The organism is Streptomyces sp. NPDC017448, assembly GCF_044330565.1.
Lineage (GTDB): Bacteria > Actinomycetota > Actinomycetes > Streptomycetales > Streptomycetaceae > Streptomyces.
Window position 1 is genome coordinate 44,790 of sequence record NZ_JBIRLM010000023.1, and the last position, 23,223, is coordinate 68,012.

22 protein-coding genes are annotated in these 23,223 nt (G+C 71.8%); 8 read left to right on the forward strand and 14 right to left on the reverse strand.

All coding sequences use genetic code 11. The features are described 5' to 3' along the window. Nucleotides 1-56 precede the first annotated feature (56 nt). The 5 genes from ACH4K1_RS28395 to ssd all read right to left on the reverse strand — a co-directional run bounded on the left by ACH4K1_RS28395 (nt 57) and on the right by ssd (nt 4,516). Nucleotides 57-323: a DUF4244 domain-containing protein gene (locus tag ACH4K1_RS28395; RefSeq protein ID WP_398092432.1), complete on the reverse strand. Its 267-nt coding sequence runs from the start codon at nt 321-323 to the stop codon at nt 57-59. 152 nt (nt 324-475) lie between these two features. Then, nucleotides 476-1,324: a type II secretion system F family protein gene (locus ACH4K1_RS28400; protein ID WP_398092433.1), complete on the reverse strand. Its 849-nt coding sequence runs from the start codon at nt 1,322-1,324 to the stop codon at nt 476-478. After that, nucleotides 1,321-2,238, reverse strand: coding sequence for a type II secretion system F family protein (locus ACH4K1_RS28405; RefSeq protein ID WP_398092434.1), 918 nt, complete (start codon nt 2,236-2,238; stop codon nt 1,321-1,323). Before ACH4K1_RS28405 ends, ACH4K1_RS28400 begins: the two co-directional genes overlap by 4 nt. Further along, nucleotides 2,235-3,383 carry a TadA family conjugal transfer-associated ATPase gene (locus ACH4K1_RS28410; RefSeq protein ID WP_398092435.1) on the reverse strand — a complete coding sequence of 383 codons (1,149 nt, stop codon included), beginning with the start codon at nt 3,381-3,383 and terminating at the stop codon, nt 2,235-2,237. Before ACH4K1_RS28410 ends, ACH4K1_RS28405 begins: the two co-directional genes overlap by 4 nt. Next, on the reverse strand, nt 3,380-4,516 hold the full coding sequence (gene ssd, locus ACH4K1_RS28415) for a septum site-determining protein Ssd (RefSeq protein WP_398092436.1): 1,137 nt from the start codon (nt 4,514-4,516) through the stop codon (nt 3,380-3,382). The genes ACH4K1_RS28410 and ssd overlap by 4 nt, the downstream gene beginning before the upstream one ends. A 501-nt stretch (nt 4,517-5,017) precedes the next feature. On the opposite strand from ssd, the gene ACH4K1_RS28420 reads away from it, so the two are divergent. Continuing rightward, complete coding sequence (locus ACH4K1_RS28420) at nt 5,018-5,863, forward strand: HAD family hydrolase (protein WP_398092437.1); 846 nt, start codon at nt 5,018-5,020, stop codon at nt 5,861-5,863. 792 nt (nt 5,864-6,655) lie between these two features. Here ACH4K1_RS28420 and ACH4K1_RS28425 read toward each other — a convergent pair. Further along, complete coding sequence (locus ACH4K1_RS28425; protein ID WP_398092438.1) at nt 6,656-7,480, reverse strand: oxidoreductase; 825 nt, start codon at nt 7,478-7,480, stop codon at nt 6,656-6,658. Nucleotides 7,481-7,582: 102 nt separating this feature from the next. On the opposite strand from ACH4K1_RS28425, the gene ACH4K1_RS28430 reads away from it, so the two are divergent. Further along, complete coding sequence (locus ACH4K1_RS28430) at nt 7,583-8,578, forward strand: ATP-binding protein (protein ID WP_398092439.1); 996 nt, start codon at nt 7,583-7,585, stop codon at nt 8,576-8,578. 177 nt (nt 8,579-8,755) lie between these two features. Here ACH4K1_RS28430 and ACH4K1_RS28435 read toward each other — a convergent pair whose 3' ends face one another. Next, a complete protein-coding gene (locus ACH4K1_RS28435) occupies nt 8,756-10,069 on the reverse strand; it encodes a hypothetical protein (protein ID WP_398092440.1) in 1,314 nt (437 codons plus the stop codon). Between the two features lie 587 nt (nt 10,070-10,656). Here ACH4K1_RS28435 and acs point away from each other — a divergent pair. The 5 genes from acs to ACH4K1_RS28460 all read left to right on the forward strand — a co-directional run bounded on the left by acs (nt 10,657) and on the right by ACH4K1_RS28460 (nt 16,347). Further along, on the forward strand, nt 10,657-12,654 hold the full coding sequence (gene acs / locus ACH4K1_RS28440; protein ID WP_398092441.1) for an acetate--CoA ligase: 1,998 nt from the start codon (nt 10,657-10,659) through the stop codon (nt 12,652-12,654). A 269-nt stretch (nt 12,655-12,923) separates the two neighbouring features. Then, complete coding sequence (gene nhaA / locus ACH4K1_RS28445; RefSeq protein ID WP_398092442.1) at nt 12,924-14,369, forward strand: Na+/H+ antiporter NhaA; 1,446 nt, start codon at nt 12,924-12,926, stop codon at nt 14,367-14,369. 40 nt (nt 14,370-14,409) lie between these two features. Beyond that, on the forward strand, nt 14,410-14,940 hold the full coding sequence (locus ACH4K1_RS28450; protein ID WP_398092443.1) for a phage holin family protein: 531 nt from the start codon (nt 14,410-14,412) through the stop codon (nt 14,938-14,940). Beyond that, complete coding sequence (locus ACH4K1_RS28455; RefSeq protein WP_398092444.1) at nt 14,937-16,028, forward strand: alpha/beta fold hydrolase; 1,092 nt, start codon at nt 14,937-14,939, stop codon at nt 16,026-16,028. Before ACH4K1_RS28450 ends, ACH4K1_RS28455 begins: the two co-directional genes overlap by 4 nt. Nucleotides 16,029-16,143: 115 nt before the next feature. Next, a complete protein-coding gene (locus ACH4K1_RS28460) occupies nt 16,144-16,347 on the forward strand; it encodes a hypothetical protein (protein ID WP_228995159.1) in 204 nt (67 codons plus the stop codon). Between the two features lie 55 nt (nt 16,348-16,402). Here ACH4K1_RS28460 and ACH4K1_RS28465 read toward each other — a convergent pair whose 3' ends face one another. The 3 genes from ACH4K1_RS28465 to nth all read right to left on the reverse strand — a co-directional run bounded on the left by ACH4K1_RS28465 (nt 16,403) and on the right by nth (nt 19,472). After that, nucleotides 16,403-17,608 carry a MarP family serine protease gene (locus ACH4K1_RS28465; protein WP_398092445.1) on the reverse strand — a complete coding sequence of 402 codons (1,206 nt, stop codon included), beginning with the start codon at nt 17,606-17,608 and terminating at the stop codon, nt 16,403-16,405. Nucleotides 17,609-17,699: 91 nt separating this feature from the next. Next, on the reverse strand, nt 17,700-18,461 hold the full coding sequence (locus ACH4K1_RS28470; protein ID WP_398092446.1) for an NUDIX hydrolase: 762 nt from the start codon (nt 18,459-18,461) through the stop codon (nt 17,700-17,702). A 99-nt stretch (nt 18,462-18,560) separates the two neighbouring features. Further along, entirely contained in the window at nt 18,561-19,472 is a 912-nt protein-coding gene (gene nth, locus ACH4K1_RS28475) for an endonuclease III (RefSeq protein WP_398092447.1), read from the reverse strand. A gap of 370 nt (nt 19,473-19,842) precedes the next feature. Here nth and ACH4K1_RS28480 point away from each other — a divergent pair, with 370 nt between their 5' ends. Then, complete coding sequence (locus tag ACH4K1_RS28480; RefSeq protein WP_018958851.1) at nt 19,843-20,517, forward strand: Crp/Fnr family transcriptional regulator; 675 nt, start codon at nt 19,843-19,845, stop codon at nt 20,515-20,517. A gap of 134 nt (nt 20,518-20,651) precedes the next feature. Here ACH4K1_RS28480 and ACH4K1_RS28485 read toward each other — a convergent pair whose 3' ends face one another. The 4 genes from ACH4K1_RS28485 to ACH4K1_RS28500 all read right to left on the reverse strand — a co-directional run bounded on the left by ACH4K1_RS28485 (nt 20,652) and on the right by ACH4K1_RS28500 (nt 23,200). Beyond that, the gene (locus ACH4K1_RS28485; RefSeq protein ID WP_398092448.1) at nt 20,652-21,482 is read right to left on the reverse strand and encodes an MBL fold metallo-hydrolase; all 831 of its coding nucleotides are present in this window, start codon (nt 21,480-21,482) and stop codon (nt 20,652-20,654) included. Beyond that, entirely contained in the window at nt 21,479-22,387 is a 909-nt protein-coding gene (locus tag ACH4K1_RS28490; protein ID WP_398092449.1) for an NUDIX hydrolase, read from the reverse strand. Before ACH4K1_RS28490 ends, ACH4K1_RS28485 begins: the two co-directional genes overlap by 4 nt. A 184-nt stretch (nt 22,388-22,571) precedes the next feature. Then, nucleotides 22,572-23,042 (reverse strand): RidA family protein, encoded by a 471-nt coding sequence (locus tag ACH4K1_RS28495; protein ID WP_398092450.1) that lies wholly within the window; start codon nt 23,040-23,042, stop codon nt 22,572-22,574. Then, nucleotides 23,042-23,200 carry a DUF4177 domain-containing protein gene (locus tag ACH4K1_RS28500; RefSeq protein WP_003967454.1) on the reverse strand — a complete coding sequence of 53 codons (159 nt, stop codon included), beginning with the start codon at nt 23,198-23,200 and terminating at the stop codon, nt 23,042-23,044. Before ACH4K1_RS28500 ends, ACH4K1_RS28495 begins: the two co-directional genes overlap by 1 nt. Nucleotides 23,201-23,223 lie beyond the last annotated feature (23 nt).

Genomic DNA, 23,223 nt, shown 5'->3' on the forward strand with positions numbered 1-23,223 from the left:
AGGGAAACCGGCGCGTCCGTCCGGACAAGGCCGCCGTGCAGGGCTCGGAGCGGGTCTCAGAACTTCGCATCGAGCGCGTCCTCGACCAGGGACTGCAGTGCCGACAACACCGGCCCGCTGTTCACCACCTTGTAGAGCACCGCCGCGAACGCGCACGCCGCGATGGTTCCCACCGCGTACTCGGAGGTGGTCATCCCCCGATCGGACCGGCCGAACCGGCCCGCCCACCGCGCGGGCCACGGTGCCGAGCGGCCCTGCGTACCTGTGAACAGCCGTCCCCGGCACAGTGCGTGGACGGCCAAGCCCCAGAACGTCGTTTTCATTTCGTCCCCCGATGAGCATCGATGGTGAGCGGGCGTCCGAACGGAACGCCCGTGAGTGGCATGGAGAATCCATGAGCGAGGCGGAACGCCCGTGCTCGACAGCCGAAGTGAAGGGCGGAGAGAACTCCGCCGACCGTGAACCGCGTACGGTCTCACCGGCCTGGGCCCTCGCCCGAGAGCAGGCCGCCGGCCAGGCCGATGATCACCGGTGCCACCCCGACCGCCAGGAAGGCGGGGAGGAAGCAGAGACCGACCGGGGCGGTGATCAGCACCCCGGCTCGTTGCGCCCGCGCGACCGCCGCGGCTGATCGCTCGGCGCGCATCGACTCGGCGAGCCTGGCGACCGGCTCCGCGGCCGGAGCGCCCGTCGAACCCGCCCGGTACAGACAGCGGGCCAGCGGACCGGCGCCCGGCATCTCCGCGAACCGTCCCCACGCCTCGGCCGGTTCACCGCCGAGACGGATCTCGGCAGCCGTGCGGGCGAGCCCGTCACCGACCGGGCCCCCGATCGCCGCACCCACCTCCTCGGCCGCTTCGCCAGGGCCGGCTCCGACCGCGATACAGGCGGCCAGAAGATCCGCAGCCAGAGGGAGCTGCCCGGCGAACACGGCCCGATCCGGCCCGGTGCCCTCAGGACCGCGCCGGAGCCGGGCCCGCTGCCACCGCCACGCCCCGTACGCGGCAGCCGAACCAGCGACGCATCCCAGCACACCGCCGACCAGAATCCATCCGGCCAACCAGGCTCCCGTCGGAGCCGCCCACCGGCGGGCCGGGCCCGAAGACCCCGATCCAACGGCCGGTCGGAGCCGTGCGGCCACCCTGCTCGCCCCCGACCTGCCGGGGTGCGTCCTCGCATCCACCCCCGACAGCAGCACTCCTCGACAGCGAACCGCTCGCCTCCGGTACCGGGCAGCGGTCATGGCCGCCAGCTGCCCCGCCAGGCCCAGCAACGCCACCACCGTCCCCAGGCTGTGGAGAACTCCTCCGCCCGACGCGCTCACGTCGCCTCCCCTCCGCGCACGATGCGGCAGGCCCAGTACAGTCCGGCCGCCTCCAGCGAGGCGCCCACCGCCAGGCACGCCAGCCCCGCCGGGGTGTGGAGCAGGACGCGCAAGGGCTCGGCTCCGAGCGCCGCTCCGAGCCCCAGCCCCGCCACCGGGAGCAGCGCCAGGACCACGACGGTCGACCACGCGCCCGCCAGCTGCGCGCGCAACTCCTCCCGCCTGCGCCGCTCGCCCCGCAGCGTCGCCTCCAGCCGCTCCAACCCTGCCGCCAGCCCGGCCCCGCCGTCGACGGCCACACGCCAGCACGCGGCCATGCCGGAAAGCCCTCCCAGCCCCGGCCCCTTCGCAGCCTTCCGCAACGCACCCGGCACATCGCCGCCGAACCGCGCCGCCGCCAGCACCTCGTCCTCCGCCTTCCCCAGCCGACCGCCGGAACCGGCGGTCCCCAGGGGCGCGCCGCCCTCCGCCGGGCCCTCGCACAACGCGATCAGCAACGCCTGCACCGGCTCACGGCCGGCGCGCAACTCTCCGACCACGGCCCCGCACAACGCCGCCACCGCGGCCTCCCCCCGCTCCGCCTCCTGGGCTCCGGCCCGTCTCCGCAGCCATCGGCGCACCAGCGGGACCGCCATGACTCCCGCGACCAACGGGAGCACCGAACTCCCCACCACAGCGAGCAGCACGGCAGCCGGAACGCACCACCACTCCCGGCGTCCCCGGGCCGCCTCCCCCATCTGCTCCCAGGTCCTGAGCAGCCGGGGCCACCGCCCTGCCGGCCGCTGCGGGCGGGCATCGGCGAACAGCACCCGCGCCCGCCTCGCCCCGGGATCCCGCACCATCGCGAGCCAGGTCGCCGAACCGGCGCAGAGCGCCACCGTGTGGGCCGCGTACACGGACGTCGCCGCCGTCACAGCGCACCCCCGACCAGCGCCCGCAGCCGTTCCCAGCCCCGCTCCGGTACGAAGCCACCGGACCCCCAGCTCAGGGCCGGAACGGTGAAGGCCAGCCCTGCCGCGTCCCGCTCCACCACATGCACCTCGGCGACCCGCCGCTGCCCCGAGCGGTCCCGCACGAGATGCACGACCACCGAGAGAGCCGCCGCCAACTGGCTGTGCAGGGCGACCCGGTCGAGACCGGCCGCGGTGCCCAGCGCCTCCAGCCGGGCCGGGACATGCTCCGCCGCGTTCGCGTGGACGGTGCCACACCCTCCTTCGTGTCCGGTGTTCAGCGCAGCCAGCAATTCCGTGACTTCAGCGCCGCGCACCTCTCCGACCACCAGGCGGTCGGGCCGCATGCGCAGCGCCTGCCGCACCAGGTCCCGCAGCGTCACCCGGCCCGCGCCCTCCTGGTTGGCCGGGCGGGATTCCAGACGGACCACGTGCGGGTGGTCGGGTCGGAGTTCGGCGGAGTCCTCGGCGAGCACGATCCGTTCGTTCCCACCGACCGCGCCGAGCAGGCTGGCGAGAAGCGTCGTCTTGCCCGCTCCCGTGCCGCCGCTGATCACGTAGGAGACCCGCGCTTCCACGAGTGCTCGCAGAATCCGGTCACCGCCCGGCGGTACCGTGCCCGCGTCCACCAGTTCCGTGAGCGAGAAGGCCCTCGGCCGCACCACACGCAGGGAGAGGCAGGCCGAGCCGACGGAGACCGGGGGCAGCACGGCGTGCATCCGGGTGCCGTCGGGCAGCCGGGCGTCCACCCAGGGCCGCGCGTCGTCCAACCGCCTGCCTGCCACCGCGGCAAGACGCTGGGCCAGCCTCCGGACCGCCGCCGCGTCCGAGAACGTGACGGCCGTCAGCTGAAGCCCTCTGCCCCGGTCCACCCACACCCGGTCCGGTGCCGACACCAGCACGTCCGTCACTTCGGGGTCCGCGAGCAACGGCTCCAGCACCCCCGTTCCTACGAGCTCGCCGCGCAGCTCCGCCGCGGCTCCGAGCACCTCGGCATCCCCCAGCAGCCGTCCCTGCGCCCGTAGGGCGGCGGCCACCCCGGCCGGGGTCGGAGCGGTGCCGCTGCGGGCCAGCCGTTGGCGTACGGCATCGAGCAGTTCGTCCGTCATGCCGTCGCTCCCCCGGGCGGGCCGGCGAGGGAGCCGGTGCCGACCGCTGCCTCCGCCTGTCTCCAGAAGGCCGAACAGAACCGGGCCAGAGGGCCCCTCCCGCTGCCACCGGGCGGGGTTCCGTCGTCCTGGGAAGCCAGAAGGCCCGGCTCCCGGGGAAGCTCGCCGACGAACGGGAGACCGATGGCCTGGGCGACCCACTGCCCGTCCAGCCCTGCCGCGTACGGCCCCCGAGGGACCACTCGCAGGTCGTCCAGCACCATGCGGGTCGTGGCCGCGACGCGTTTGGCCGCGGCGACCGCGCGCAGTTCGCCCGGCACCACGAGCAGACCGAGATCGATTTGGGCCAAGGCTTCCGCGACCCCCTCGTCGACCCGGCGCGGGAGGTCCACCACCACTGCTCCGCCGAGTCGGCGCGCGGCGGCGAGCACCGCCCGCATCGCCTGCGGCGGGATTGCCACCTCGTCGTCACGACCCCAGCTCAGCACCCGCAGCCCGTGGAGCGCGGGCAGCGAGTCCTCCAGGGCGCCACCGCCGAGACGCCCCTTCGATTGGGCGAAATCCGGCCACCGCATGCCCTCGACACGCTCACCGCCGAGCAGGACGTCGATGCCGCCGCCCAACGGATCGGCGTCGATCAGCATCGCCCTCCGGCCGGACCTCGCAGCACTGACGGCAAGGGCGCAGGCCAGCGTGGACGCCCCGGCTCCGCCCCGGCCGCCCATCACTCCCACGGTGAGCGCGGGCTTCTCCGCGCCTTCGGCGGCGTTGGCGATCTGGTCGACGAGCCAGCCTTCGGAATCAGGCAGCCGCAGCACGTATTCGGCCCCGATCTCCACCGCCCGGCGCCACACCTCCGGGTCGTCCTGGCCCCGCCCGACCAGCATCACCCCCTTCCTGCGGCCGGCTCCGCGGCACCGCGCGGCGGCATCGTCCCCGACCAGCACCATCGGAGCCCGCTCCCAGCCGCCACGACGCCCCAGCGGCCCGTGATGGACCTCCGGCTCGGCTCCGGCCGCCGCGCACAGCCGCAGCAGGTCGTCGAGCAGCTCCACGTCCTCCGTCACGATCAGCGGGCCTCCGCGCCGCCGCTCGACGACCGCCGCTCCGTCTCCTGCGAGGGATCCAGCCACGATCTCCGCCCCCTTCTCACTGCCCCATCAGTGCGGTTCGCGGTGTTCTCGGAGCGTTTCCGAGGTGCGCGTTCCGGCCGCCGCGGACTTCGCGGGTGGAATCAACGTGGGGCACGACGGAAAAAGATGTGGATCTTGATGAAAAACTGTGGACAACCTCGGGCTTGTGAATAACTCCGTAACCCGAACCAGCGACTTCCGCAGCGCATCACTTCGGCTACACACTGTGACGAGACGAGTCGCACGACACCCGACTCGCAGAAACAGGCCGAGGACGGCCGGAAGGGAGATCGAGGTGGTTTCCACCCCGCAAAACGCGTCCGGACATGCGACGACCCCCGCCGGGGGGGAGAGCGGGGGTCGTCTCCACGGCCGACTCGGGGGGGGAGGAGTCGGGCCGGGTTAGACACGGTCGCGAACGATCCGTGACTTCCATGGTGTACCCGAGGGCCTTCTCAGGCAAACCCACGCGCCGGAGTTTACGCCGAATGGTGGCCCCCTATGCTCAGCGTTGTGGAAAACTGCTTCTCGCCGCGCACAGCAGCCTTCTTTGACCTGGACAAGACGGTCATTGCGAAGTCTTCGACGCTGACCTTCAGCAAGTCCTTCTACCAAGGCGGACTGATCAACCGCCGCGCCGTACTACGTACCGCGTACACCCAGTTCGTGTTCATGGCCGGGGGCGCCGACCACGAGCAGATGGAGAAGATGCGCGCCTACCTCTCCGCACTCTGCAAAGGGTGGAATGTCCAGCAGGTCAGGGAGATCGTCGCCGAGACCCTGCACGACCTGATCGACCCGATCATCTACGACGAGGCCGCCACCCTCATCGAGGAACACCACACGGCGGGGCGTGATGTGGTCATCGTCTCGACCTCGGGCGCCGAAGTCGTGGAGCCCATCGGCGAACTGCTCGGAGCGGACCGCGTCGTCGCCACACGCATGGTCGTCGGCGACGACGGCTGCTTCACGGGCGAGATCGAGTACTACGCCTACGGACCGACCAAGGCCGAGGCCGTGAAGGCCCTCGCGGAATCGGAGGGGTACGACCTTTCGCGCTGTTACGCCTACAGCGACTCGGTGACCGACGTGCCGATGCTGGAGTCGGTCGGACACCCGCACGCGGTCAACCCCGACCGCTCCTTGCGCCGCGAAGCGACCCTTCGCGAGTGGCCGATTCTCGTCTTCGACCGCCCGGTCCGACTCAAGCAGCGCCTGCCCGCTTTCTCCATGCCGCCCCGACCCGCTCTCGTGGCGGCGGCAGCGGTCGGCGCGGCAGCGGTCACCGCTGGACTGGTCTGGTATGCCAGCCGTCGGCGCACCACCGCTTCCGCACTGCCCGGATAGGCACGACGAGCACGAGGAGACGGAGCCGGATGCAGCGAGGGCGGCGGGGACGACAGGGGCCCGCCGCGCATCGGCCATCCAGTCCGATTCGCCCTTGATTGAGCATAAAAGTAAAGAAGTGCGGCCAGGGGTTTCCCTCCCCAGCGTCCTGGAGTACAAAGGAGCTAACGGCCCGCGAGACCAAGGACGTCCGTGAGGATGACCTGTTACGCATGACGGCCCCACGGACCGCGCACGGAAGCCGAGCACCCACGCGACGTCGACCCGTCGATTACGGGCCAGCCGCACCAGGTGACGGGCAAAGCACCCGACCTGATGGGCGAACTCACGAGGACGCTTGGTAACTCGGCAGACGTGCCAGCGGCGGTACCGGACTCCGGTACCGCCGCAACTCCTCCCGCCGCCCCGGCCCGGTTCCGCCCTTCTTCGACCGGCCCGCCAGCCAGGCGGCCCGGGTCATCATCCCCGCAGGCGGCCCCGCCCCTCGCCCTCCACGACAGTCGGCCTCAGCGGCAGTCGATCCCAGCGGACGGCTCTCACCCATCCGGCCCGTCCGACGCCCACCCGTCCGACGCCCGCCCATCCCCCCCGGCCCGCCCGGAAACAGCCTCTCCGGCTCCCACCGCTCAGCGGCCCCGCAGGAGGACACCCGCCCCGGAGGCCTCACGGGAAGGCGCGCCACGGAGAGGCCCGTCGGGAGGACACGCACCCAGGAGGGAGCACGCGCCCCGGGAGAAGCACACCGCGATCGAGGGCGACGCGCCTTCACGGCGGCGGGGAGCCTCAAGCGGCTCAGGCAGCGCCGCGCTGCAGCGCCTCACAGACGGCGGTGGACTCGCGCACGCCGAGCTCGACCGAACGTCCGCAGTGGGCGATCCAGGAGGCCATGCCCTCCGGCGTTCCGGCCGTGTAACCCTCGAACGCCGCCACATAGGCCGCCCGGCCCTGTTCCGCGTGGCCCACCTCGGCCGGACAGATCGACTTGGGGTCCAGGCCGCTGCCGATCAGCACGATGCGCTCGGCCGTCCGGGCCACCAGACCGTTGTGCGAGCCGAACGGACGCAGCGCCAGCAGCTCACCGTGCACCACGGCGGCCGTGACCAGGGCGGGGGCGCTGCCGCCCGCGATGATCAGCCGCGAGAGTCCTTCAAGTCGCCCGGCGACCTCTTCGGCACCGGGAAGCGGCGCCTCGATCAACGGCTCGTCGACCGGTTCGCCCGCCAGCCGAGGGCGCCCCACCGCGTCGTCGGGGGTCGCCCCGCCGGCCGCCACCAGATGCAACCGGGCCAGTACCCGCAGCGGGGACTGCCGCCAGATGGAGAGGAGTTGCCCCGCCTCCGCGGTGAGCCGCAGAGCGGCGCCGACCACCCGCGCCTCGTCCTCACCGCTGAAATCGGTGCGGCGACGGACCTCTTCGAGGTTCCAGTCGGCACCGGCCAGCGCCGCCGACCCGCGGGAGCCCCGCAGTGCGGCCTCGGCCGTGACCTCGTTGCTGCGGCGCCGCATGACGCGATGGCCGTAGACCCGGTCGACGGACTTGCGCACGGAGTCCACGGCATCGGGCACGCCGGGCAGGGAACCGAGCGCGGCAAGCGGGTCTGAGGCAGTCGTACTCATAAGGAGCGAGGCTACGCGCCCGCCTCGTCCGGATGACGCCCAAGTGGCCTTCTTCACGAACCGCGACAGCACAACGCGACGGAACCACTACCCTAGGTGAACATGAAGATCGCTTTCGTCGGGAAGGGCGGCAGCGGAAAGACCACGCTGTCCTCGCTCTTCATCCGCCACCTCGCCGCCAACGAAGCCCACGTGATCGCCGTGGACGCCGACATCAACCAACACCTGGGGGCCGCACTCGGTCTGGACGACGCGGAGGCCGCCGCGCTTCCGGCCATGGGCGCCCATCTCCCCCTCATCAAGGACTACCTGCGGGGCTCCAACCCCCGTATCGCCTCCGCCGAGACGATGATCAAGACGACGCCTCCCGGAGAGGGCTCCCGGCTGCTGCGGGTCCGCGAGGACAACCCGATCTTCGATGCCTGCGCACGCACGGTACGGCTGGACGACGGGGACGTCCGGCTGATGGCGACGGGCCCCTTCACGGAGTCCGACCTCGGGGTGGCCTGCTACCACTCCAAGGTCGGGGCTGTGGAGCTCTGCCTCAACCACCTGGTCGACGGGCCGGAGGAGTACGTGGTGGTCGACATGACGGCGGGCTCGGACTCGTTCGCGTCGGGGATGTTCACACGCTTCGACATGACGTTCCTGGTCGCGGAGCCGACCCGCAAGGGAGTGTCGGTCTACCGCCAGTACAAGGAGTACGCACGCGACTTCGGCGTCGCCCTGAAGGTCGTCGGGAACAAGGTGCAGGGGCCGGACGACCTGGAGTTCCTGCGCGCGGAGGTCGGCGACGACCTGCTGATCGGATTCGGTCACTCCGACTGGGTTCGAGCGATGGAGAAGGGGCGGCCGTCCAGGTTCGAACTGCTGGAGGCCGACAATCGCATGGCTCTGCAGACGTTGCAGGACACCGCCGAGGACTCCTACGAGCTGCGCGACTGGGAGCGCTACACCCGCCAGATGGTGCACTTCCACCTGAAGAACGCCGAAAGCTGGGGCAACGAGAAGACCGGCGCCGATCTGGCCGCCCAGGTCGACCCCGCCTTCGTCCTCGACGAGCGGCGCGCCGAAGTGGGGGCGGCCGCACCCGCCTGACGCGCCGCGGTCGGGCGGAACCCTCGATCACGTGCCCGTGTTCGCCGGCCACCTCTCCTTCCCGGTGACCGGCGAACACCGCGGTGCGTCAGCCCTCACTCCGGCCGAGCGCTCCCGTCGCCCGTTCCGCGCGCTCCGGAGACTTCGCTTCTGCCGCCCCTCCGCGCACCCGGGGACCTACTTCTCCGTGTCCTTCCCCGTCTTCTCCGGGGCATCCGCTCCGGCCTTGTTCCCGGCCTTGCTCCCGGCCTTCTGGGGCGCCGGCCGGTTATCGAGGAAGGACTGCCAGCCGGCCTTGGGGGCCTCGCCCACGCCGAGCTCGGCGAGTTTGGCCAGCGTCTTCGGGTCCTGGGCGTCCAGCCAGTCGGCGAGCTGCCGGAAGGACACGCAACGCACGCCCTCCTTCGGGCACACCTTCGCGATGGTCTCCTCGATGGCGCGCATGTAGGTGCCGCCGTTCCAGGATTCGAAGTGGTTGCCGATGATCAGGGGAGCCCGGTTGCCGTTGTAGGAGCGGTCGAAGGCCTGGAGCAGGCCGTCCCGCATCTGGTTGCCCCAGAACTCGTGCTGGGAGGGGTCTCCCTGGGTGGCCGTGCCGGACTGGTTGACCATGAAGTTGTAGTCCATCGAGAGGGTCTCGAAGGCGCGTCCGGGCATCGGGACGAGCTGGAGCGGAATGTCCCAGACGCCGCCCTTCTTCTTGGGCCAGACCTGGTTCCCGACGCCGCTGGAGTCATAGCGGAAGCCCATGGTCCGCGCTGCGGCGATCATGTTCTTCTGGCCTTCGAGGCAGGGAGTGCGGGCGCCGACCAGTTCCTTGTCGTAGTCGAAGGGGAGCGGGTCTTCGCCCTTCAGCTCCGGAGCGTTGGTCTTCCAGCCCTTGACGAAAGCTTTCGCCTGGCTGATCTCGCTCTTCCACTCCTCGACGGACCAGGTCCCGACCCCACCGTCCTTGCCGCAGAAGTGCCCGTTGAAGTGGGTACCGATCTCGTTGCCGTCCTTCCAGGCGGCACGGACCTCGGCGAGGGTGGCGCGGATGCCCTCGGTGTCGTTGAAGCCGATGTCGGAACGGCCCGGCGCGTGCTGGGGCGGGTTGTAGAGGTCCTTCTTCTCCTCCGGCAGCAGGTACACGCCGCTGAGGAAGTACGTCATCTTGGCGTTGTACTTCTTGCCCACCTCGCGGAAGTGCGAGAAGAGCTTCTGACTGTCCTCCCCGGCGCCGTCCCAGGAGAACACCACGAACTGGGGGGGCTTCTCTCCGGGGGCCAGGCGCTGGACGGCCGGCATGTTCGGCTGGACGCCCGTGTGGGCGGTGGACCCGTCCCCGATGAGTTTGACGGCGCCCTTCGGGGCTGCCGGGGGGTTCTCCTTCGCGCCGTGGGCGCCCTGCTCCGTGTCGTTCGCCCCGGAACCTCCGGAGCAGCCCGCGAGAACGGCGACCAAGGCCGTGGACATGACGCCCAAGGCGATCCTCTTCGTGGCGGCCATCATCCGCCCACCCTCTTCCTTGCAGGTTATTTGCGTTGAAGTGCCGACACGGCGCGGCCAAATTCGCACGCGGTTCCGTACAGCAAGGGCGACATACCGAATGAAAAACTGCTTATTCACCAATAAGAGTTACCGGCTGGCCCGAACGCTTCAGCGCCGCCCCATCCGGGGCCCCCACCCAGGTCCCCCGACCCCCGAGCCGAACCACCCCGCCCGGAGCCCCCATCCGGGGCCCCGCCCCCAAGCCGAACCGCCCCGCCCCGCCCGGCCCCCGAGCCGAACCGCCCGGACGCATTCCGCCTGAACCCGGCGCCCGCCGGGCCCGTGCAACCAGAGGACCGACCGACGGAACCGCCGCCGGACAGAACCACCGACCATCGCCCGCCCCGCCCCGCGCCGTTCCGGGGCCCGAGCTCCCGGCACCCCCTGCGGGGCCACCCGGCACGCCCCACCAGGGCGAAATCGCCGTGCCCCACGCGTCGACCGGCGGCCCTCGCGCGCGGGGCGGGATCATGGCTCCATACACGAAGACACAGGTCTAAACCAATTCCCGGCAGACACTTGTCACCCGGCCTCGCGCCTGATGAGCTATGCCCCGGGACACAACGGACACCCTGGGACTGGGAGAAGTCGTGAGCAACGAAAGCCTGGCCAACCTGCTGCGGGAAGAGCGGAAGTTCGCTCCGCCTGCCGAACTGGCCGCCAACGCCAACGTCACCGCAGAGGCGTACGAGCAGGCCGAGGCGGACCGGCTGGGCTTCTGGGCCGAGCAGGCGCGCCGCCTGACCTGGGCCACCGAACCGACCGAGACCCTCGACTGGAGCAATCCGCCCTTCGCGAAGTGGTTCGCGGACGGCGAGTTGAACGTCGCGTACAACTGCGTGGACCGCCACGTGGAGGCCGGCAACGGCGACCGGGTCGCCATCCACTTCGAGGGCGAGCCGGGCGACAGCCGGGCCATCACCTACGCGGAGCTGAAGGACGAGGTCTCCCGCGCCGCCAACGCGCTGACCGAGCTGGGCGTCGGCCAGGGCGACCGGGTCGCGGTCTACCTCCCGATGATCCCCGAGGCCGCCATCACGATGCTGGCCTGCGCCCGTATCGGCGCCGCGCACTCCGTGGTCTTCGGAGGCTTCTCGGCCGACGCCATCGCCGCCCGCATCAAGGATGCCGACGCCAAGGTCGTCATCACGGCCGACGGCGGCTACCGCCGCGGCAAGCCGTCCGCGCTCAAGCCCGCCGTGGACGACGCCGTCTCCCGGTTCGACACCGTCGAGCACGTCCTCGTCGTCCGCCGTACCGGCCAGGACACCGCGTGGACCGAGGGCCGCGACGTCTGGTGGCACGAGATCATCGGCCGCCAGTCCGCCGAGCACACCCCCCAGGCGTTCGAGGCCGAGCAGCCGCTCTTCATCCTCTACACCTCGGGGACTACGGGTAAGCCGAAGGGCATCCTGCACACCTCCGGCGGCTACCTCACCCAGGCGGCCTACACCCACCACGCGGTCTTCGACCTGAAGCCCGAGGCCGACGTCTACTGGTGCACCGCCGACATCGGCTGGGTGACCGGGCACTCGTACATCGTCTACGGGCCGCTGGCCAACGGCGCGACGCAGGTCATGTACGAGGGCACGCCGGACACCCCGCACCAGGGCCGGTTCTGGGAGATCGTGCAGAAGTACGGCGTCACGATCCTCTACACCGCGCCCACCGCGATCCGTACGTTCATGAAGTGGGGCGACGACATCCCCGCCAAGTTCGACCTGAGCAGCCTCCGCGTCCTCGGTTCGGTCGGTGAGCCGATCAACCCCGAGGCGTGGATGTGGTACCGGAAGAACATCGGCGCCGACAAGTGCCCCATCGTGGACACCTGGTGGCAGACCGAGACCGGCGCCATGATGATCTCGCCGCTGCCCGGTGTGACCGAGACGAAGCCGGGAAGCGCCCAGCGCGCACTGCCGGGCATCGCCGCCACCGTCGTGGACGACGAGGCCAACGAGGTGCCGAACGGCGGAGGCGGCTACCTCGTCCTCACCGAGCCGTGGCCGTCCATGCTCCGCACCATCTGGGGCGACGACCAGCGCTTCATCGACACCTACTGGTCACGCTTCCAGGGCACGTACTTCGCGGGCGACGGCGCCAAGAAGGACGAGGACGGCGACGTCTGGCTGCTGGGCCGGGTCGACGACGTCATGCTCGTCTCCGGCCACAACATCTCGACCACCGAGGTCGAGTCGGCGCTCGTCTCCCACCCTTCGGTCGCCGAGGCCGCCGTGGTCGGCGCGGCCGACGAGACGACCGGCCAGGCCATCGTGGCGTTCGTCATCCTGCGCGGCACGGCGACCGCCTCGGACGAACTGGTCGCGGACCTGCGCAACCACGTCGGCGCGACGCTCGGTCCGATCGCCAAGCCCAAGCGGGTGCTGCCGGTCGCCGAGCTCCCGAAGACCCGGTCCGGCAAGATCATGCGCCGCCTCCTCCGCGACGTCGCGGAGAACCGCGAACTGGGCGACGTCACGACGCTGACCGACTCCTCGGTGATGGACCTCATCACCACTCAGCTCCCGTCCTCGTCGTCCGAGGACTGATCCGAGGACTGATACGGCCCCGTACCGACGTACGGACGCATGGGCAGGGCTCCGATGGGCATCCGGCGACGCGCCGGGTGCCCATCGGGCATTTACTCTGAAGATCGCCCCACCCGAAGATCACCTCATACGGCCCCGCTCCGCACGCCCCCGGTAGAGTGGACGCTTCATCGACAATTTCAGAGAACATCTCCACAGGGGCGCCGGGAAGTCTGGTCGGCACGCCGATCAGTGCTGCCCACAGCCGTCCCGACCCGGAGGTCTCTCTCGTGGCTCCGCCCCACCCGCCCACGGCCGCCCCCACGCCCCCCACCCCGTCCGGCCCCACGCCACCGCCCCGCCGGTCCCTGCTCGGCAGGCTCTCGCTCCCCGAGCGGAACTACGTGGCGGAGGCGCTCCGCACCGAGACGGTCGGGGGAATACTCCTGCTGGTGGCGGCGGTCGCCGCCCTCGTCTGGGCGAACGCCTTCGGCGGCTCGTACGAGACCGTCAGCCACTTCCACTTCGGCCCCGGCGCCCTCGGCCTGGACCTCTCCGTGGCGCACTGGGCGGCGGACGGACTGCTCGCCGTCTTCTTCTTCGTCGCCGGGGTCGAGCTCAAGCGCGAGCTGGTCGCGGGCGAACTCCGCGATCCGAAGGCCGCGGCCCTCCCCGTGGTGGCGGCCCTGTGCGGCATGGCGGTGCCCGCCCTCGTCTACGCCGTCACCGCGGCCGCCGGCGGGGGGACGCTGGACGGCTGGGCGGTCCCCACGGCCACCGACATCGCCTTCGCCCTCGCCGTCCTCGCCGTGATCGGTACCTCCCTGCCGTCCGCGCTGCGGGCCTTCCTGCTCACCCTGGCCGTCGTGGACGACCTCTTCGCGATCCTGATCATCGCGGTGTTCTTCACCTCGGACCTGAACTTCCTGGCCCTCGGCGGAGCCGTCCTCGGCCTGGTCGTCTTCCACCTCCTGCTCCGCTTCGGAGTCCGGGGCTGGTACGTCTACGTTCCGCTCGCCCTGGTCGTCTGGGGCCTGATGTACAACAGCGGCATCCACGCCACCATCGCCGGTGTCGCGATGGGCCTGATGCTGCGCTGCTCCCGGCGCGAGGGCGAGCAGCACTCCCCCGGCGAGCACATCGAGCACCTGGTCCGCCCCTTGTCCGCCGGGATCGCCGTCCCGTTGTTCGCCCTGTTCTCGGCCGGGGTCGCGCTGAACGGCGAGGCGCTGGCGGGCGTCTTCACCCGGCCCGAGACGCTCGGCGTCGTCCTCGGCCTCGTGGTCGGCAAGACCGTCGGCATCTTCGGCGGCACCTACCTGGCCGCCCGCTTCACCAAGGCGGAGCTGAACAAGGACCTGGCCTGGGCCGACGTCTTCGCCGTGGCCTCGCTCGCCGGCATCGGGTTCACCGTCTCGCTGCTCATCGGCGAGCTCGCCTTCGAGGGCGACCCGGAGATGATCAACGAGATCAAGGCCGCCGTCCTGCTCGGCTCCCTCATCGCGGCCACGTTCGCCGGTGTGCTGCTGAGGATCCGGGTACGCAAGTACCGTGCGCTGTACGAGGCCGAGGAGCTGGACGAGGACGCGTCCGGGGTACCGGACGTCTACGAGCAGGGCGACCCGGAGTACCACCTGCGGATGGCCGCCATCCACGAGCGCAAGGCGGCCGAACACCGCCGTATCGCCGAAGAGCGGGCGGGGGCAGCGCGCACCGAGCCGAACAGTCCGGCATGATCTGACATCGGATGTGTCGAAGACGGAGAGGGAGTCAGGGATGAGCGACCCCGGCAACTACGCGGGCAGCACCGACCGCAGTATCGGGCAGCTGGTCGCCGAGGCGACGGCCGAGATGTCCGCGCTGGTGCACGACGAGATCGCCCTGGCCAAGGCGGAGGTCCGGCAGGACGTCAAGCGCGGCGCGATCGGCAGCGCGGCGTTCGTCGCCGCGGGCGTGCTGCTGCTCTTCACGATGCCGATGCTGAGCTTCGCGGCCGCCTACGGGATCCACAACCTGGGGCTGGGGCTGGCCTGGTCCTTCCTGATCGTGGCCGGCGCCTTCATCCTCCTGGCCGCTCTGATCGGCTTCATCGGCCTGCGGAAGTTCAAGAAGATCAAGCCGCCGGAGAAGTCCATCGCCTCCGCGAAGCAGACCGCCGCCGTCCTCCAGAAGGCCAAGCCGCACCCGCGTCCGTCCGTGGAGGCCGCCGCGATCATCGAGCGCTCCGGCAGTTCATTGGCGAAGAAGGGCATCGAGAGCGGCGCCGGTCAGGACAGGGCCTCCGCTGTGGCACGCTCGTCCACATGACGGTTCCCGATTCCAGCGCCTTCCGCCCGACGGGCCCCGTGGACCCGGAAGGCCGGGCCGCCCCGGCCGCCCGGCCCGCCGCCGACGGGGCGGCCCCCGTCGACCAGGCGGATCCGAACGGCACGGCCCCCCGGGACGAACCGGTCGCGCCCCCCGTGGGCCGGGCCGCCGCCGGGGGCCCGGTGCGGCTCGAAGGCCCCTGGACCCACCGCGACGTGGCCGCCAACGGCGCGCGCTTCCACATCGCCGAGGCGGGCGAAGGCCCGCTCGTGCTCCTGCTGCACGGCTTCCCGCAGTTCTGGTGGACCTGGCGCCACCAGCTGACCGCGCTCGCCGACGCGGGTTTCCGGGCGGTCGCGATGGACCTGCGCGGCGTGGGCGGCAGCGACCGCACACCGCGCGGTTACGACCCCGCCAACCTGGCCCTCGACGTCACCGGGGTGATCCGCTCCCTCGGCGAGCCCGACGCGGCCCTGGTCGGCCACGACCTCGGCGGCTACCTCGCCTGGACGGCCGCCGTGATGCGGCCCAAACTGGTCCGCCGGCTCGCCGTCTCCTCCATGCCGCACCCGCGCCGCTGGCGCTCCTCGATGCTGTCCGACTTCGCCCAATCGCGGGCCGGATCGTACGTATGGGGCTTCCAGCGCCCGTGGGTGCCGGAGCGTCAGCTCCAGGCGGACGAGGCCGCCCTGGTCGGAAACCTCATCCAGGAGTGGGCGGGCCCCCGCACCCCGGACTTCCCCGACGAGGAGACCCTGGGCGTCTACCGGCGGGCCATGAGCATCCCCTCCACCGCCCACTGCTCGATCGAGCCGTACCGCTGGATGGTGCGGTCGATGGCGCGTCCCGACGGGATCCAGTTCAACCGGCGGATGAAACGACCGATCCGGGTGCCCACGCTGCACCTGCACGGTTCGCTCGACCCGGCGGTCCGCACGCGTAGTTCGGCGGGGTCCGGACAGTTCGTCGAGGCGCCCTACCGTTGGCGACTTTTCGACGGTGTCGGCCACTTCCCGCACGAGGAGGACCCGATCGGCTTCTCCACCGAACTCATCAACTGGCTCAAGGACCCCGAGCCCGACCGGTAGCCGTGGGGCCGGGGCGGGCCCAGGTGTCCGACGGTTCGCCAATTGCCTGCCGCATAGGCCGATTGGCTGACTCGCACGCGATTACCGACCTTGGGTCACGGGCAGACGTCGGGGTATGGGCTGGACGCACGACTTCACCGACGAAGCACGCAACCGCCGCTCCACCGCGTCAGCCGGTGCGAGCACGCATGAGGGGGGCGGCCCTCGCGGCCGGGTGCACCACGTGCATGACGTTCACCGTTCCCGTCTCGGGATCTCGCGCATTCTCCGCCGCCGGGCCCGCTGGGTCTCGGCACGACTCCGCCACCCCCGCAGCTGACCCGCACCGCCGCCCTCCCCGACACGTCGGAGGGCGGCGGCGGGTCGGCGCGGAGCTAGAGGGCGCAGCCCTGGCTGTCGACCTGCTGGTCGGCCGAGCGGCCGATCTCGATGTCCTCGCGGATCTCGTCGGCCGTCAGCGCGTAGCCGGTGTCCGGGTCGTCGAGCGACTTGGCGAACACCACGCCGTACACCTTCCCGTCCGGAGTGAGCAGCGGACCGCCCGAGTTGCCCTGGCGCACCGTCGCGTAGAGCGAGTACACATCGCGGCGGACCGTGCCCCGGTGGTAGATGTCGGGGCCGTCGGCGTCGATGCGGGCGCGGACGCGGGCCGAGCGCACGTCGTAGGCGCCGTTCTCGGGGAACCCCGCGACGATCGCGCTGTCACCGGTCTCCGCGTCGTCGTCAGGACCGGTGAACCGCAGCGGCGTGGCCCGCAGATCGGGGACGTCCAGGACGGCGATGTCGCGCTGCCAGTCGTAGAGGACGACCTTCGCGTCGTACAGCCGGCCTTCGCCGCCGATCTGGACGGTGGGTTCCTCCACGCCGCCGACCACGTGGGCGTTGGTCATCACCCGGCGCTCGGAGAAGACGAAGCCGGTCCCTTCGAGGACCTTGCCGCAGCTCGGGGCGGTGCCCACGACCTTGACGATCGACTTCTTGGCGCGCGCGGCCACCGGGCTGCCCACCAGAGCCGGGTCCGGGGCCTTGACCTCGGTGATCGGTTCGTCGGCGAACGGGCTGAAGACCTGCGGGAAGCCGTTCTGCGCGAGGACCGAGGAGAAGTCCTGGAACCAGGTGGGCGCCTGCTTCGGCATCACCCGGTCGACCCCGAGCAGCACCGAGGAGGTGCGGACCTCCTTGCCGAGGGTCGGCAGGGAGGTGCCCGCCAGCAGCAGGCCGATCATCCAGGCCACCAACAGCATCGCCACCACGTTGACCAGGGCGCCGCCGGTGGCGTCCAGGGCGCGCGCGGGCGACCACGTGATGTACCGGCGGAGTTTGTTGCCCAGGTGGGTGGTGAACGCCTGGCCGATCGAGGCGCAGACGATCACGACCACGACCGCGCCGATGGCGACCGCCGTGGAGACCTCGGCGTCCTCGGTCACCCGGTCCCAGATGACCGGCAGCAGGTAGACGGCGACGAGGCCGCCCCCGAGAAAGCCGATCACCGACAGGATGCCGACGACGAAACCCTGGCGGTAGCCGATGACCGCGAACCACACGGCAGCCAGCAGCAGCAGGATGTCCAGCACGTTCACCGTCTATAGCCTCGCAGTTTCGTCACCTGGCCCGTCGGGGGTGACGGGGTCCGGGCCGGGCCCGGAGCAGCGCAACAGGACAGCCAGCGTGTCATGCGCGCCAGTCGAGCGGCACCTGTCTGGCCCTGTCCCAGGGGCGTTCCCAGCCCGCGTAGTGCAGGATGCGGTCGATCACTCCGGCCGTGAAGCCCCAGACCAGGGCCGATTCGACCAGGAACGCCGGGCCGCTGTGCCCGCTCGGATGGAGGGCCGTGGCCCGGTTGGCGGGGTCCGTGAGATCCGCCACGGGGACCGTGAAGACCCGGGCCGTCTCGGCCGGATCGACCACCCCGACCGGGCTGGGCGTACGCCACCAGCCGAGCACGGGCGTCACGACGAAGCTGCTGACCGGGATGTACAGCCGGGGCAGCACGCCGAAGATCTGTACGCCCCGGGGGTCGAGCCCGGTCTCCTCCTCGGCCTCGCGCAGCGCCGCGCGCAGGGGCCCGATGGTGGCCTGGTCGCCGTCCTCGGGGTCCAGGGCGCCGCCGGGGAAGGACGGCTGGCCGGGATGCGAGCGCAGGGTCCCGGCACGTTCCATGAGCAGCAGCTCCGGTCCGCGCTCCCCCTCGCCGAACAGGATCAGGACGGCCGACTGCCGGCCCGCCCCGCTCTCGGGCGGCAGGAAGCTGCTGAGCTGCTGCGGCCGGACGGTGCGGGCGGCGTCGGCGACGGGGACGAGCCAGCCGGGCAGGCCGTCGGTGGTGACGGCCGCGGGCAGGCCGGGAACGCGTCCCTCGCCTCCGGCGCGGTCCGGCCCCTCTCCGGGGCCGTTCCCTGCCTGCGCCGTGCCGTGTGTGTACGTGTGCGTCATAGGCACCCCCGTCGATTCACAACGCGTGTCATCGGCCATTTCGTTCCGGCCGTCCCGTCCTGCGGGGTGGAAGTCGGCTGCCGTGCGCGGGGATCGCCCTCATCCGGCCCCCAGCGGAGGCGCGGGCTTGCCCGGGTAGTCGGCGGGCGGGCTGAGCCGCTGGCCCGGGTGGCCGCCCATCTCGTACTTCAACAGCTTCCGGGCCTTCTCCGGATCGGTCTCGCCCTCTCCGTACGAAGGGCAGAGCGGTGCGATGGGGCAGGCCCCGCAGGCGGGCTTGCGGGCGTGGCAGACCCGGCGGCCGTGGAAGATGACGCGGTGCGAGAGCATCGTCCACTCGCTCTTGGGGAAGATGCCGGCGACCACCGCCTCGACCTTCACCGGGTCCTCCTCGTCCGTCCATTTCCAGCGCCGCACCAGACGGCCGAAGTGCGTGTCGACGGTGATCCCGGGGACGCCGAAAGCGTTGCCGAGGACGACGTTGGCGGTCTTGCGGCCGACGCCGGGCAGCTTGACGAGGTCGTCGAGGCGTCCCGGGACCTCGCCGCCGAACTCGTCCCTCAGAGCGGCCGAGAGGCCCAGCAGCGACTTGGTCTTGGCCCGGAAGAACCCGGTGGGCCGGATGAGCTCCTCCATCTCCTCCGGCACGGCCGCCGCCATGTCCTCGGGCGTCGGGTAGGCGGCGAAGAGGGCGGGGGTGGTCTGGTTGACCCGCAGGTCGGTGGTCTGGGCGGAGAGGACCGTGGCCACGAGGAGCTCGAAGGGGTTGCGGAAGTCCAGCTCGGGGTGGGCGTACGGGTAGACCTCGGCGAGTTCGCGGTTGATCCGGCGCGCCCGGCGGACCATCGCGAGACGGGACTCGGCCTTCGGGGCCCTGGCGGCGGCGGCCCTGGGACCGGAGGGGGCCTTCGCCCCGGTGGCGGCCGTCCTGGCGGGCGCCACGGCGTCGGCGGCGGGCGCCGGGACGGGTTCGGCGGACTTGCCGGACTTGCCGGACTTCGACGATGACACTGCGGACCTCCTGGCCGACTTCCGGACCGGCTTCCCCGGCTCTCCGGAGGAACCGGTCGCCCCTCCCGGGGAGCCATTCGCGGCATACTTCGGGCGTGGCCGGGTCTGTTCGCCCACAGCGGAACCGGTGCCCTTCACCACCCGGTCGGCCCCCTCGGCACGTTTTCTCCCCGGCGTTCTGGACACCCGGCCAGCCTAGGGCCCGGCACCGACAACCACGGCTGTCCTGGGATTTCCATCCCCGATCGGACCCCTGCCGTAGGTTCCATGACGTCCGTGCGTCAAACTGGTTTGTGATTGATCGCACTGTTTTACCGTCCGGCATGATGGGGACCACGGTTTCCGGAACAGGCCGACAAGGAGAGAACTCGTGGACGACGTTCTGCGGCGCGCCCCGCTTTTCGCGGCGCTCGATGACGAGCAGGCCGCGGAGCTCCGCGCCTCGATGAGTGAGGTGACCCTCGCCCGCGGAGACGCGCTGTTCCACGAGGGCGACCAGGGCGACCGCCTGTACGTGGTCACCGAGGGCAAGGTGAAGCTCCACCGCACCTCGCCCGACGGGCGCGAGAACATGCTGGCCGTGCTCGGCCCCGGCGAGCTGATCGGGGAGCTGTCGCTCTTCGACCCGGGCCCGCGTACGGCGACCGCCTCCGCGCTGACCGAGGTCAAGCTCCTCGGACTCGGCCACGGCGACCTGCAGCCCTGGCTGAACGTCCGGCCCGAGGTGGCCACCGCGTTGCTGCGCGCGGTCGCCCGGCGGCTGCGCAAGACCAACGACCAGATGTCCGACCTGGTCTTCTCCGACGTGCCGGGCCGTGTCGCCCGCGCCCTCCTGGACCTGTCGCGCCGCTTCGGCGTCCAGTCCGAGGAAGGCATCCACGTGGTGCACGACCTCACCCAGGAGGAGCTGGCCCAGCTGGTCGGCGCCTCCCGCGAGACGGTCAACAAGGCGCTGGCGGACTTCGCGGGCCGCGGCTGGCTGCGCCTGGAGGCCCGCGCGGTCATCCTGCTGGACGTGGAGCGGCTGGCGAAGCGCTCCCGCTGACGCCCGCCTCCGCACGGAGCCGACGCTCCGTGGAACGCGACGCGAAGGGCCCCGCCGACCGGTACGCGCTCCGGTCGGCGGGGCCCTTCGCGCCGGCGCCCGGCAGGCGGCAAGCGGCAGTGTGACGACAGGACCTAGATGAGCCCGTGCTCGGTGAGGTACTCCAGCTGCGCCCGTACCGACAGCTCGGCGGCGGGCCACAGGGAGCGGTCCACGTCCGCGTAGACCGCGGCCACCACCTCGGACACCGTACGGTGCCCGGCCTCCACCGCCGTCTCCACCTGGGCGAGCCGGTGCGCGCGGTGGGCCAGGTAGAACTCCACCGCCCCCTGCGCGTCCTCCAGCACCGGGCCGTGGCCCGGCAGCACCGTGTGGACGCCGTCGTCGACGGTCAGCGACCGCAGCCGCCTGAGCGAGTCCAGGTAGTCGCCGAGCCGCCCGTCCGGGTGCGCGACCATCGTCGTACCGCGGCCGAGGATCGTGTCGCCCGTCAGCACCGCCCGGTCGGCGGGCAGATGGAACGAGAGCGAATCCGCGGTGTGCCCCGGTGTCGGCACCACGCGCAGCTCCAGGCCGCCCGTGGTGATCACGTCGCCCGCCGCGAGGCCCTCGTCGCCCAGCCGCAGCGCCGCGTCCAGGGCCCGCACCCTCGTGCCCGTCAGCTCGGCGAACCGGCCCGCGCCCTCCGCGTGGTCGGGGTGCCCGTGGGTGAGCAGCGTGAGGCCCACGCGCCGCCCGCCCCGCTCCACCGCGTCGACCACGGCCCGCAGGTGCACGTCGTCGAGCGGCCCGGGGTCGATGACGACCGCGAGAGCGGAGTCGGGCTCGGCCACGATCCAGGTGTTCGTCCCGTCGAGGGTCATCGCGGACGGGTTGGGGGCGAGGACGTTGACGGCACGGGCGGTGGCGGGGCCGGAGGCCACCGCTCCGCGCGGCTGTCCGGGCAGGGCGGCCGCGTCGGTCACTTCCCGCCACCCCCCGGCCCCGCCGCCGGCATGTGCCGGGTGAACTCGTCGTACCCCGGCCAGCTCAGCACCAGCTCACCGTCCTCCAGACGGGCCCGCGCGAGGACCGGGGCCATGTCCTGCTCCCCTGCCGCCCGGAGCGCCTCGGCAGCCGTCCGGTACGGCGTGAGGGCCCGCAGCGTGGTCACGGTGGGCGGCATCATCAGCAGTTCGCCCGCGTCGTAGCGGCGAGCGGCTTCGGCGGGGGCGATCCACTCCGTGCGGTCGGCCTCGGTGGACACGTCGCGGGTGCGCTGCCCCTCGGGGAGCGCGGCGACGAAGAACCAGGTGTCGTAGCGGCGCGGTTCGAACTCCGGGGTGATCCAGCGCGCCCAGGCGCCCAGCAGGTCCGAGCGCAGCACCAGGCCGCGCCGCTCCAGGAAGTCCGCGAAGGACAGGTCCCGGGCGACCAGCGCCTTGCGGTCGGCCTCCCAACCGTCCCCGGTCGTGTCGCCGACCACGGCCCCGGGGGCCGGCCCGGCGAGCAGGACGCCCGCCTCCTCGAACGTCTCGCGCACCGCCGCGCAGACGACGGCCTGCGCCTCGGCGGCCGTCGCCACGCCGAGCCGGGCGGCCCACTGCTCCAACGGGGGCCCGGCCCACCCGATCAGCCGGTCGTCGTCGCGCGGATCGACGCCGCCGCCCGGATAGGCGTACATGCCCCCGGCGAACGCCATGGAGGTCCGCCGGCGCAGCATGTGCACGAGGGGGCCCGTCGCGGCACCGCCCGCACCGCCCTCCGTACCCGCGTCGCGCAGCAGCATCACGGTGGCGGCCCGCCGAGGGGCGACGGCCGTCAGCTCACCGGCGGCGAGGGCTCTGATCCGGTCGGGCCATTCCGGGGGGTACCACTGACCTTGGGACATGGCCGGAGGCTATCCGGAACCGCGCCGATGTTCGAGAGGCTCCCGGAAGACGGCGGCGCCCCGGCGCGCCCCGTGCCCGCGCCTCCCCTCCCGTACGCCCGTGCCGGACTCCGCACCCCCGTACACGCGCGATCCCGCCCGGTCGTGGGACCGGGCGGGATCGGCAGGAGGTGCGAACGGGGACTCAGGCGTCGACGAGCTCCACCTGGACCTCGACCTCGACCGGGGCGTCCAGCGGCAGCACGGCGACGCCCACGGCGCTGCGGGCGTGCACGCCCTTGTCGCCCAGGACCTCGCCCAGCAGCTCGCTGGCACCGTTGATCACGGCGGGGTGGCCGGTGAAGTCGGTGGCCGAGGCGACGAAGCCCACGACCTTCACGACGCGCTTGATCCGGTCCAGGTCGCCGGCGACCGACTTCACGGCCGCCAGGGCGTTGAGCGCGCAGGTCTTCGCGAGCTCCTTCGCCTCGTCCGGCGTGACCTCGGCGCCGACCTTGCCGGTGACGGCGAGCTTGCCGTCCACCATCGGCAGCTGGCCGGAGGTGTACACGTACACCCCGCTCTGCACGGCCGGCTGGTACGAGGCCAGCGGCGGCACGACGGCGGGCAGGGTCAGGCCGAGCTCGGCGATGCGCGCTTCGACGGCGCCCGCCACTACGCCTTCTCCCGCTTCAGGTAGGCCACGAGCTGCTCGGGGTTGTTCGGGCCGGGAACGACCTGGACCAGCTCCCAGCCGTCCTCGCCCCAGGTGTCCAGAATCTGCTTGGTCGCGTGCACGAGAAGGGGCACGGTCGCGTATTCCCACTTGGTCATGGGCCCGACTGTAACGCCTGGCA